The 12,747-nt window shown below is 44.1% G+C and carries 9 protein-coding genes; 5 read left to right on the forward strand and 4 right to left on the reverse strand.

Going from position 1 to position 12,747, the window contains the following annotated elements; translation table 11 throughout:
* Positions 1-14: 14 nt before the first annotated feature.
* On the reverse strand, positions 15-1,322 hold the full coding sequence (locus LX69_RS12755) for a DEAD/DEAH box helicase (RefSeq protein WP_111446440.1): 1,308 nt from the start codon (positions 1,320-1,322) through the stop codon (positions 15-17).
* A gap of 847 nt (positions 1,323-2,169) precedes the next feature.
* Here LX69_RS12755 and LX69_RS12760 point away from each other — a divergent pair.
* The 5 genes from LX69_RS12760 (at position 2,170) to LX69_RS12775 (ending at position 8,116) form a co-directional block, all read left to right on the forward strand.
* A complete protein-coding gene (locus LX69_RS12760) occupies positions 2,170-2,907 on the forward strand; it encodes a LytR/AlgR family response regulator transcription factor (RefSeq protein WP_111446441.1) in 738 nt (245 codons plus the stop codon).
* Positions 2,891-3,058 carry a hypothetical protein gene (locus tag LX69_RS17815; protein WP_170124384.1) on the forward strand — a complete coding sequence of 56 codons (168 nt, stop codon included), beginning with the start codon at positions 2,891-2,893 and terminating at the stop codon, positions 3,056-3,058. Before LX69_RS12760 ends, LX69_RS17815 begins: the two co-directional genes overlap by 17 nt.
* A gap of 252 nt (positions 3,059-3,310) precedes the next feature.
* Entirely contained in the window at positions 3,311-5,962 is a 2,652-nt protein-coding gene (locus LX69_RS12765) for a sensor histidine kinase (RefSeq protein WP_146260733.1), read from the forward strand.
* Positions 5,934-6,602, forward strand: coding sequence for a cyclase family protein (locus LX69_RS12770; protein ID WP_111446443.1), 669 nt, complete (start codon positions 5,934-5,936; stop codon positions 6,600-6,602). The genes LX69_RS12765 and LX69_RS12770 overlap by 29 nt, the downstream gene beginning before the upstream one ends.
* Before the next feature lie 62 nt (positions 6,603-6,664).
* Positions 6,665-8,116 (forward strand): sensor histidine kinase, encoded by a 1,452-nt coding sequence (locus LX69_RS12775; RefSeq protein ID WP_111446444.1) that lies wholly within the window; start codon positions 6,665-6,667, stop codon positions 8,114-8,116.
* An 11-nt stretch (positions 8,117-8,127) separates the two neighbouring features.
* Here LX69_RS12775 and LX69_RS12780 read toward each other — a convergent pair whose 3' ends face one another.
* From LX69_RS12780 to LX69_RS12790, 3 genes are read right to left on the reverse strand one after another with little or no spacing between them, the layout of a single operon-like run.
* On the reverse strand, positions 8,128-10,257 hold the full coding sequence (locus LX69_RS12780) for a Tex family protein (protein WP_111446467.1): 2,130 nt from the start codon (positions 10,255-10,257) through the stop codon (positions 8,128-8,130).
* A 15-nt stretch (positions 10,258-10,272) separates the two neighbouring features.
* Positions 10,273-11,523 carry a DEAD/DEAH box helicase gene (locus LX69_RS12785; protein ID WP_111446445.1) on the reverse strand — a complete coding sequence of 417 codons (1,251 nt, stop codon included), beginning with the start codon at positions 11,521-11,523 and terminating at the stop codon, positions 10,273-10,275.
* 32 nt (positions 11,524-11,555) lie between these two features.
* Positions 11,556-12,743, reverse strand: coding sequence for a class I SAM-dependent rRNA methyltransferase (locus LX69_RS12790; RefSeq protein ID WP_111446468.1), 1,188 nt, complete (start codon positions 12,741-12,743; stop codon positions 11,556-11,558).
* Positions 12,744-12,747 lie beyond the last annotated feature (4 nt).

Here is a 12,747-nt window from a genome sequence, read left to right on the forward strand (position 1 = left end):
ACTCTTACAATGCCTCACAACATTTGAATTCGAACACTTCGCCCTTTGAGTGGTACACCACGCAAGTGCTTCAATAAAGCGAGTACTTCCGCACGACTCACAGCCACATAAGCCTGGTTATCTTTCACCTCAATAAGCCCAATGTTATCTTTGGACAAACCTCCTTTTTGACAAAAAAAACCGACCACATCAACTTTATTGACCTTATCCTTGCGTCCCTTATTCAACATCAAGGTACACCAGCGGGGTTGAGGAGGGATGATTGCCTCTGCAGGTAACGATTCTCGATACACATCATCCGGAATAAAGTCGGGTAGCACTTCATCACCTAAAGCCAATACATAAGCTGTTCCACCGGCACCCATGCGAGCCGTACGACCATTGCGATGCGTCCATGATTCGGCATTCACAGGCAAATGGTAATGTATCACGGCATCAATATCGGGAATATCGAGTCCTCGGGCAGCCAAATCGGTGGTAATCAAAATGCGACAACTGCCATTTCGAAAAAGCGTTAGAGTACGTTCACGGTCACGCTGATCAAGGCCACCGTGAAAAATCTCGTTCACCACACCGTGATCGTTCAAATAACGGGCAACCCGTTCCACGGCATCACGATGATTCAGAAAAACAAACATGCGAGCTTCGACCAACTTACAGACCAACAGCAACAATGCCTCCAACTTATCTGCCTGCCACACATCGACACGACGAAGTGTCAATTGCCCCGAAGGCACCACCTGAGATATAAAATCGAGCGTATGAACATCATCAACACCCGTAAAAGAAGGCAGATGCTCAATGCGAGTCGCTGACGTGAGAACTCGAGTTTGAACATCGCCAAGATGCTCCAAAATGGCGCCCATCTCATCGGCAAACCCAAAATCGAGACATTTGTCAAACTCATCCAACACCAGCATCCGTACCCCCTTAAGCTGAATGCGACTGTTGCGCAGATGGTCGAGCACGCGACCGGGCGTTCCTACCAGCACGACAGGAGGTTCAATTAGGTTGTTAATTTCAATGCGGATGTCGTGACCACCATAACAACAAGACACCTTATGCCCTGAGCGTAAACGACGAAAAACATCGTCAATTTGTAAAGCCAATTCGCGCGAGGGCACCAATATCAATGCTTGAATCCCATGATTGCCCTCACGTAAAAAATCGAGCAATGGCAAGAGAAAAGCCAATGTTTTACCGGAACCGGTAGGACTCAACAACATCAAGTTGCGATGATGATGCAATGCAGCAATGGCAGCATCTTGCATGGCATTGAGCGATTCGATGCCCAAATGATGAAAATAACGGGTATATGACATGTCGCAAAGATAGAAATAAAAGGGCTCAGAAGAGATGTCATAAGGAGAGCGACAACACCGTTCGCTCCATCAAAACCAACAACAAAAGACAAAAAAGCAAAAACGGCACACCCGAATAACAGATGGCCGCTTTCATAGAGAAGGGGTTATTTATGGTAATCGTTTAAATCAAGAATTAAAGACCCAACAAAAACAATGATAAAACTGAAATAACAACAAAAACTTGAAAACTGAGAAACCAATGCGATGCATCAAGTTGTTTAAACTGTCTCCTTCCTGTTGTTGCCATGATGTTTTGTTAAAAGATAAATAAACCTGCCTTTCAACAGGCTTATTTATCGGGGGAATCTACTTAAATATCAAAAAACAAAAATCAACGAACGTCTTCAACTTCTTCAAAACACATGATTGGTGGAATTCTTATTTCAACCAAACTATTAGAGCGATGCAATCGTCGTGATGCTTTCACAGCACCTTCAGCTTGCTTCTTACATGTTTCGCTACAATATTTACGATTAATAATCAATCGACTGATTATCCCTCGCTTATAGCGATATATCTTACCACACCAATTACAAGTATTAAAAACATCCATCGTATTGCAGTGAGCTAAAAAATGAAAAGTTAATAATATCGGTAAAGAGTTATTTGTGATTGACACTGCAATATTAAGCAATGAACGCCGACCTGGCATGGCCAACAAACGAAAGGGGGTCAATTAGCAATGAAAGGGGTAGTTTTTCAAATAAAGCGACATTCATCCTATCAAAAAACCCCCTCGGTGTGGCACGGGTCAAAAAAATCGCTATTTTCACAGTGATTTCAACGATTAGGTAACCCACAAAATATGCTAAAAGCCGTAATTATTGACGATGAAGTGGCTGCACAAAAAAGCCTCGAGAAAATCATTCAACTATACTTAAACGAATCAGTTAAAATAGAAGGGATTTCAAGTTCATTAAAGGAGGGCATCCAACTCATTCACAAACACAAACCAGAGATTGTATTTCTGGATATTGAAATGCCTTTTCAAAACGGCCTTGAACTTTTTGACTACATGGAGATTAATTTTGATGTGGTGGTCATCAGTGCATACAAAGACTATGCGATTGACGCCCTTCGCAATGGCGCTTCGGACTATCTTTTGAAACCGGTGAACGTTGCCGATTTAAAAAAATGCATCCATCGCATTGAATCACAACACCGCCTTTTACAAGAAAAAGGACAAAACCAAAACCGCTATGAAGTGGGGAAACTCATCGTTCCGTACGCCAAGGGATATTTTGTGATTCCGTACAGCGACATCATTGCCATTGAGGCTGATGGTAACTATTCATGGGTTTACAAATTGAATCAGGAGAAACTACAGGTAAATAAAACCTTAGGAACAATTGAAGAAAACCTGCCCCCACAATGTTTTTTCCGGTGTCACCGCTCGGCCATCGTCAACATCCACTATGTGACCGAAATAAACCGCGAAAAATGCACGCTGGCCATTCACAACAAGCATTTACCCATCACCGAAAGAAACATTAAACCCCTGATGGACAAACTCAAAGCAATCCTCAATGTGGACATGGAGTAAGAGAGCAATCCTAATTGGCTTAGCAGGATGGATTTACGCAGGGATCACAGCCACAGCACAAACATTTTTCACCGAGCAAATCACCACCGAAAGCGGCTTACCATCGAACACCATCCGATGTGCCATCCGCACAACCGATAATGAAACCTAGATTGGAACCGATGCCGGACTGGTAAAATGGAACGGAAAATCAAACAACATTTATCGCCAACAAAATCTTCCCGACAGAAAAATCCAATGCATCACCCAAGGCCAACCGGGTGAAATTTGGGCAGGTACAAGCAGTAAAGGACTTTGTCTGATTAGAAAAGATAAATCGGTTAGGGTTTTCACAACAAAAAATGGTCTATCATCCGACCAAATCACGTCTGTTTACTTTTCTGAAAAACAAAAAAAATTGTTTGTGGGCACCCGACATGGCTTATCTGTCGGAGATAGCACTGGATTTTATGCTTTTAGAACCAATAAAATTGAAATCTCGGCCATTTCGGAAAACGATAGTTGCCTGATTATTTCGACCAATGGCAAAGGGCTGTTTTATTACCACTTCACAAAAAAAAACGTTTTCCCCATTCATGAATTTGCCCACATCAAAGGTTCAACAATCAATTATATCCATTTCACATCATGGGGTGATACGATTATTCAGGTACAAAACCAGGGTTTATTAGTTATCAACAAACAAACGCGAGATCACTACCCTCTTGAAACTCGCATTCAATGGATTGCAGAAGGTAACAATAAGGATATTTGGATTGCGCCCTCCGAAAATGAAGCACCTGTGATTCAAAGCGTGTACCTGATACGTAACAAGCAACTCATTCCAATTAATCATCACCTCACACGACGAGCTAAAGCCGTCAATGTCATTTGGAAAGAGCCCTTTTCCGGATCCATTTTCATGGGAACATCAGGCAGTGGGATACTGGCACTCCCGTCGATGATGTTTGAACAGTACGAAGCTAAATCAGAATATCATCAATATCGCTTGTCCGACTTATGTGAAGATGCCAATCATAATCTATGGGTGGTAGGGGATCATCAATGGCGCATCCCCCTCTTACCAACCAAACTACCATATCAACTAACATTCAGGACTGAATATTTCAACGATTTTTTAGTTTCACCTTCAAGCGATTTCACTCAAACGATCTGCAAAAATCAAACTGGCGCCATCACTTTACAAAACCAAAAAATATACAAAATCAAAGAGTCGTTAAAAAAAACAACCCCCATATTAGAGCACATCCAGAAATGCGACTTTTTGAAAGTAATTGACAATAAAATCATTGCACAACACAGCAGCCGCATTTGGCTGTATAACGACGAAGGCACCATTACGGAAGCCAGCATACATCACGAAGGGTTGATTGCTCAAGTAGAGAAATTTGCCAACTCATACTGGCTTCTCAGTCAGGATGGTCACATCACCAATGCCTCAAACGACTTATCCCACCAAACCCTTATTAACGAAGAGCATCCATTTATCCCCTCATCAATCACCGCCATGGCAACCGATGGCAAGGAGCATTTATTTGTCACAGATGGATATGAAACATTGATACTTCTCACCGAAAAAAAAGGACAGTTACTTGAATTTGGACGCTGGCGGATTGGCAAAGACTTCCCGGGTCATTACCTTCACTGGATACTAATTGATACCCGTCAAAACCTATGGATTGGCACAGACAAAGGACTTACAAAAATGGATCTGCCCCTGTTTTTGCGTGAAGGTCATGCAAAATTCATCAATTGGGGACGCGGCGAAGGCTATGACTGTGCCAACTCCTTCAAAGCCATAGAATCATCAACCGGGTGGATATGGGTCTTAAGCGATGCAAAGCTGATGCGTTTTTATCCCGACAACCTGCAACACCAATCGTCGGCACCACGAATCAAACTGACGCACATCACAAAAAACGGAATTGAAGCCAACGTCTCTCAACTTGTCAAGACTCGCTTTTTTGGAGGTCAAAGCAATGCCATTGACTTGGCCAGTAATGAAAACACCCTCTCTTTTTCATTTGACGCACAGGATCTGACCAACACAGAACGAATTCATTATCAATACCAACTTCTACCACAAGAAACGGATTATGGCAGTCCCACACAACAGCCCATGGTTTACTATCCGGCATTAAGTCCGGGCAGATATCGCCTTAAAGTACGTGCCTATTATGAACACATGCCCACCCACCCCATCGAACAAGAATACCCGTTTACCATCAACCCACCTATTCATCGCAGCATTTACGCGTTTATATTTTATGCCATCGTTACAATTATTGTGGTGCTCATGGTTTTGGACATTCGAATTCGCGGAGTGAAACGAAAAGAGGAACAAAAAAACAAAAACCAGCAACGAATGGCCTTGTTAAAAATGGAAGCCCTCCAATCGCAAATGAATCCCCACTTCATTTTTAACGCATTGAATTCATTACAATGCAGCGTTTTGGAAAACGACACAGAGAAATCACTTCATTTCATCGGACTCTTTTCCAAACTAATGCGTTCAACACTAGACAATGCTTCTCGTCATTTGATTTCGCTAAAAGAAGAACTCGATTACCTGAACAACTACATCGAAGTTGAAAAAATGAGATTTTCCGATGGGTTTGAATACGTGATTAGCGTGGCCGAAAACATTGAAACCGACTCATTATACCTTCCACCAATGCTGCTACAACCGCACATTGAAAACTCCATTAAATACGCTTTCACATCTTCATCAATTGGTTACATCATCATCAACTTCTCAAAAGTTGACAACAACTTAATTTGTATGATCGAAGACAATGGCGTGGGCCGTAGCAACACCCAACACCGCAAAAGGAGTCATCAACCACGAGGACAATCCATTACTCGTGAGCGCTTTGAAATCCTCAATGAGTTTTACAAAACATTCAACGATTATAAATTTGAGATTGAGGACATATACGATCACGAACAAAATCCTGCAGGAACACGCGTAACCCTCATTTTCCCAATCATCGATGCGCCCGATACATATTTAGAAAAAAACCACCATGTATATCCCACAGAATCTCAACGTTGAATGGCTTGACTTATCGCATCCCATTGAGCACCGCATGCCAACCTGGCCGGAAGATCCGCAAGTGAATCTAAAATGCGTTGCAACATTGGAGCACCAAGGTTTTAGCAATTACCGGTTGGAACTGGGGATGCACGCCGGCACACACATCGATGGCCCGTTGCACATGCTCGACCATGGACTGCCAATTTCACAGATTAATCCTTCAACCTTCATCGGGCAGGGCATTGTGATTGATAACGATGAGCAGGCTATTGAACAATTATCAACCAGGGATTTAAAAGATCAAATGGTACTGATTGACACAAAACATGCACAATACTGGGGGCAACCGACTTATCACACCCATTTTCCCAATGTTTTGACATCAATTATCCGCCACCTGATTGATAAAAAAGTACGCCTCATTGGCATTGACTCCCCCTCTCCCGATCATTCGCCATATCATGCGCATCGACTCATTCTTGAAAACAACATCTTCATCATCGAAAATTTAACCAATCTAGTCAAAATACCTAAATTTACGCCAATTCAGATCGTGGCACTTCCATTGAGTATCGTGGCCGACAGCGCTCCTGCAAGGGTTGTAGCCGGATTATATCATCATAAACCAGGAACGCAAAACGACAAAAAGATTACTTGATATTTTTTTTGATTGCATTAATTCATGATATCACATAAATTGCGTACGCCGAACCAAATACCATGAAGAAATTCTCATACTACTTTAAAGACGATGCCATTTGGGGCGAACGGGAAGTCATCAAGTTCAGATGGATTCTCATTGCTGCTATTCTGCTTTTGATTGCTTACATTTTTGGCACAGGAGAATATGCCCGCGGATGGGTTTCACTATCGCTAGCCGTATTTTACATTCTCTACAACTCAGCCTTGGTACAACTGCTCAAAAAAGTTGGAAACACCAAATGGTTGCAATACACGTCATCAATTGTCGACATCACGGTTCTCTCCCTACACATCTACAACTACTCCTACTTCTTTAACCCCATTGCGGTCACAACTGCTGCTTCAACATTTTTGTACGCCATTCTCATCATGCTATCTGTCCTTCGTTACGACGGTAAACTGGTTATTTTCAATTCATTGTATATAATATTCTGCTACAATCTGATTTACATACTGCGACGCCCCTACATCGATCCCGATTTAATCAACCAGGTGGCATCGGCTGATTGGGATGGCCAATTTTATAAAAGCGTCTATTTTTTATTGATGGGCTACTTCCTGTTCAGCATCCCCAAAATGATTGACCGCTTGGTGACAAAACAAAGCATGGCAGTAGATGAACGCAAAAATATGGAACTAAAGCTGGCCTTGGAACAACAAAAAAGAGAACTGGCCATCCAAAAGTTACAAATGGAAAAAAACCTCAACAAGCAGCTGCAGGAACAAAAATTACTGATTGAAGAACAAAAAAGCACCCTTGAAGACCTCATTGCCACCAAAGACAAATTGTTTGCAATCATCGGTCACGACTTACGCACCCCCTTTAACGGACAAGCTGCCTTATCACAACTACTTACCGATGAGTACGATCAGTTTTCAAAACCGGAAATCCTCGAATCTCTAAAAGCCATCAACCAATCAGCTCACAATGGCTTAGAAATCCTTTCGAACCTGATTAATTGGGCCCAAACACAAACCGGCGACAGTGAAACCACACGCACCACACTTCTGCCCATCGACAGAATGGTATCCGAAACCATCGACATGCTGTCATCGACCATCGACCACAAAGAAATTAAAGTAATCACCAGCATTGAACCGGGTTGCAACGCTTCGGGGGATGAAAACATGGTGAAAACCATCTTGCGCAACTTACTCACCAATGCCATTAAATACAGCCACAAAGGCTCCGAAATCATCCTAAAATCATCTTCTAAAAATAACTTGGTTCAAATAGATGTCATTGACAAAGGAATTGGGATTACCAACGAACAAATACGGAATATATTTGAAGGCAAGCACTCCGCATCAACACCGGGAACCGAAAATGAACCTGGGACGGGGCTTGGACTGATCCTCTGCAAAGAATTGGCAGAAAAGAACAAAGGCGACCTGTTGGTTGAAAGCCAGCCCGGCAAGGGCAGCAAATTCTCACTGATATTGCCGGGAATTGAACCGGGAATGAATTAAAAAGGGGATGCTCATTGCAATCCCCTCATGGTAAGTTGTATTCGTTTCCGAGCCACATCGACTTCCGTCACCTTCACCTGCACATGTTGATGTAGTTTGACGATGGTATTGGGATCGCTCACAAATTGATCAGCCAATTGCGATATGTGAACAAGGCCATCCTGTTTTACACCAACATCCACAAATGCACCAAAATTGGTGATATTGGTAACTATACCCGGTAAAACCTGACCGGGTCGTAAATCTTCGATGGTACGCACATTGGGATCAAATTCAAACACCTTGATGCCCTGACGCGGATCGCGACCGGGTTTCTCCAACTCCTTCACAATATCAGTGAGTGTTGGAAGCCCAACCTTATCGGTGATATATTTTTTCAAATCAATTTGGGCACATAACTCTTTGTTTCCAATGAGTTCTTTCACAGACTTACCCAAATCAGCAGCCATTTTTTTTGCAATACTGTACGACTCAGGATGCACAGCCGAATTGTCCAACGGATTTTCAGAAACATCTACACGAAGAAATCCGGCACATTGTTCATAGGCTTTGGCACCCAATCGAGGAACCTTCTTAAGCGCGTCACGGGATTGAAATGGACCGTTCTCGGTGCGATAATCGACAATATTTTTGGCCAATGCAGGCCCCAAACCCGACACATAAGTGAGCAAATGCATGCTGGCAGTATTAAGGTTCACACCCACCAGGTTCACACACGACTCCACTGTTTGGTCGAGACTGCTTTTCAATCGGGCTTGATCCACATCGTGCTGATACTGCCCTACCCCAATACTTTTCGGATCGATTTTCACCAATTCGGCCAATGGATCCATCAATCGACGGCCAATGGAAATAGCGCCACGCACGGTCACATCATATTCAGGGAACTCGTCACGCGCCACCTTACTGGCGCTATAAACGGATGCCCCATCTTCGCTAACCACAAATACCTGCAGATCTTTACCAAAACGAATGCTCCGGATAAACGATTCGGTTTCACGCGAAGCCGTTCCATTACCAATGGCAATGGCATCAATTTTATAGGCATCAACCAAACTATCAATCTTTTTGGCTGCCAACCCCCATTGATTTTGGGGAGCATGCGGATAAATGGTTTCATTATGAATCAACTGTCCCTGTGCATCGAGGCATACGACTTTGCAGCCGGTTCGAAAACCCGGGTCGAGCGCCAAAACGCGCTTCTGCCCCAGCGGTGCAGCTAAAAGTAACTGGCGAAGGTTTTCAGTAAACACGCGTATCGATTCAGTGTCGGCCTTTACCTTCGACAGGTTATGAAACTCAGTTTCGATGGCCGGCTCAATCAATCGTTTGAAAGAATCCTTCACAGCATCGGCCACCAGCGAAGCAGCCTTAGTATTTGACTTCACAAAATAACGCATCAACCGCTCCTGAGTCTGTTCCTCATCGGGGGTAATGGATACACGCAAAAAACCATCATTGGCGCCACGTTGCATGGCCAACAAACGATGCGACTGACACTTGCGCAAAGGTTCTGAAAAATCGAAATAATCTTTATACTTGATACCTTCTTCTTCCTTGCCCTTCACCACTTTTGAGGTGATGTATCCAGTGCGTTCGAAAGAGGTACGCACCATATCGCGAGCCGTTTGATGCTCACTTACCCACTCGGCAATAATGTCTGATGCACCCTGAATGGCCTCATCGGCCGACGAGACCTCGTCGTTGAGAAAACGCTCCACACAGGCATCAATATCACGATCCTGTTGTTTGAAAATAATTTGCGCCAAAGGTTCCAACCCCTTTTCACGTGCTTTGGATGCGCGGGTTTTTCGTTTGGGTTTATAGGGCAAGTAAATATCTTCGAGCTCGGTCAAGTTAAAACAGTCAGTAATGCGTTTCTTCAACTCGGACGTCATTACCCCTTGCTCGTCGATGGTTTTAAGAATGGTTTCTTTGCGTTTTTCTATCTCCTGCAACTTATCGTACCGCTCCTTGATGTTGGCAACCGCCACTTCATCGAGGCTACCGGTCATCTCTTTACGGTAACGGCTGATGAAAGGAATGGTTGCACCTTCAGCCAGCAAAGCAATAGTATTTTCAACTTGCTTGACACCAAGATTTAACTCTCCGGCAATAAGTTTAGAAAAAACGTCGTTCATCATCAATCAATATCGTTACTGGTTATTACCTCCTTGTGGTCGACGGTCACCCCCTCCTTTTTTCTTTCTAAAAGTTTTTTTTCCCGAACGATCACCGGAACGATCGACTCGTTTGTCGGGATTATACTCCGGTCCAGGTGCCATTTCAGCAGGCAATGGAGCTTTATAGATTTCAGTTTCAATGAGTCGCTCAATGTTCCGAAAATCCCGTTGATCTTTATCATTTATAAAAGTGAGTCCAACACCCTGCGTTTTAGCACGAGCTGTTCGCCCGATGCGATGTACGTAATCTTCGGCATCGCGAGGTACATCAAAGTTTATCACCAACTCAATATCCTTGATGTCGATACCACGAGCAATAATGTCAGTGGCCACCAGGATTTGCACCTTCCGATTTCGGAAATCGAGCAACACTTGTTCACGCTCAGCCTGCTCCAAATCGGAATGGATGGCTTGCGAATTGAACCCATTTGAGGCCAACGACTTGGCAATCTCCTTTACTTTTTGCTTAGTCGATGAAAAAATAATGATGCTCGTCAGATTTTTCCCTTTAAGCAAACGATTGATGAGTTCAATTTTCTGATGATCGTACACCACATAAGCAGCTTGCAAAATCCCTTCGGCAGGCTTTGAGATGGCAATTGAAATCTCTCCCGGATCTTTGAGGATTTGCTGAGCCATTTCACGGATTTTAGGCGGCATGGTGGCCGAAAACATCAGCGTTTGACGTTCTTTGGGCAACTGCAACACCACCTGCATGATGTCTTCAAAAAAGCCCATGTCGAGCATGCGGTCAGCTTCATCCAAAACAAGGTGCTCAATTTGGTCAAAAATGACATATCCCATTGAGAGATGCTGCAACATCCGTCCGGGAGTTGCCACGACAATATCAGCACCCTGCACGAGCGAATTCTTTTGACGATCCCACTCAGCCTTGTCGTTTCCGCCATAAATGGCAGTTGAAGTCACGGGAAGAAAATAGCTGAACCCCTCCATCTGCTGATCAATTTGAAGAGCCAGCTCACGGGTAGGAACCAAAATGATGGTGCTGGTACCGGAACTCCCCCCCTTACGCACCAACTTATCGAGAATGGGCAACAGATAAGCCGCCGTTTTACCGGTTCCTGTTTGGGCACAGGCAATCAGGTCGCGCCCCGACTGAATGATGGGCACAGCCTTTTCCTGAATGGGAGTGGCTGTTTCGAAGCGCATGGCCGCCAGACCTTCGAGCACTTCGGTTGAAAAATTGAAATCGCTGAAATTCACAGAATTTTGAATTAGTCGTTAAAGGAATCCGGTTATTCAACAAACAAAACCAAGCCCTTAAGGTATTCACCTTCGGGGTGATAAATATTTATGGGATGGTCGGCCGGCTGTGTCAATTGATTGATCACACGCACCTGCCTACCGGCCTTGGCTGCTGCCGAAAACACGGTGGTTCGAAAGTTCTCTTTGGTAACCACCTGCGAACAGGAAAATGTAAAAAGAATTCCCCCGGGAGCAATCTGCTCAAACGCCTTGGCATTGAGACGACGATAACCCTGAAGGGCGTTGGCCAACACATTTTGGTGTTTGGCAAAAGCAGGAGGATCAAGAATAATCAAATCGTAACGATTCTTTGAGCGCTCCATATAACGGAAGGCATCTTCAGCGAAAGCCTCATGACGGCTGTCACCTGGATAATTAAGCTCTACGTTGGCCTTGGTCAGCTCAATGGCGCGCTCGGAACTATCAACCGAATGCACCATATTAGCACCTCCACGCATGGCATAAAAGGAAAACCCGCCGGTGTAACAAAACATATTGAGCACATTGCGCCCTTTGGCATAATGTTCAACCATGGCACGATTGTCGCGCTGATCGACAAAAAAGCCGGTTTTTTGACCTTTTTCCCAATCAACGTTAAACTTCAACCCGTTTTCGAGAGCCACATGGGTGGCCGACTTTCCTTTGATGTATCCGTTTTCGGGATTAACATTGGCCTTGTAAGGCAGGGTTCCTTCAGACTTTTCGTAGATGGCCTCAAGATTGTTACCCATCACGGCCTGCAAAGCTTCGTATATTAAATCGCGCGACAAATACATGCCCACCGAGTGCATTTGCACCACGGCTGTGCCGGCGTAAAAATCGATGATCAACCCGGGAAGTCCGTCACCTTCACCATGCACCAGGCGATATGCGTTGGTCTGCGGGTTATTTACAAACCCCAACGCCTGACGCAACGCCAAAGCCTTCGACAACTTACCAATCCAAAACTGAATATCGGGCACGACTCGCTGAAACGAGAGAATACGAACAGCAATGGATCCGATTTGATAATGGCCGATGCCCAGAAAATTCTTGTGACAATCGAAAACCTCCACCACATCACCTTCAATCACAGAACCGTCAATTTGCTTGATGGCTCCCGAAAAAACCCAGGGATGAAAACGAAGCAGGCTTTGATCTTTACCCGGCTTTAAAATTACTTGCGAAAATTGGCTCATAAAG

This window comes from Breznakibacter xylanolyticus (assembly GCF_003254275.1).
Lineage (GTDB): Bacteria > Bacteroidota > Bacteroidia > Bacteroidales > Marinilabiliaceae > Breznakibacter > Breznakibacter xylanolyticus.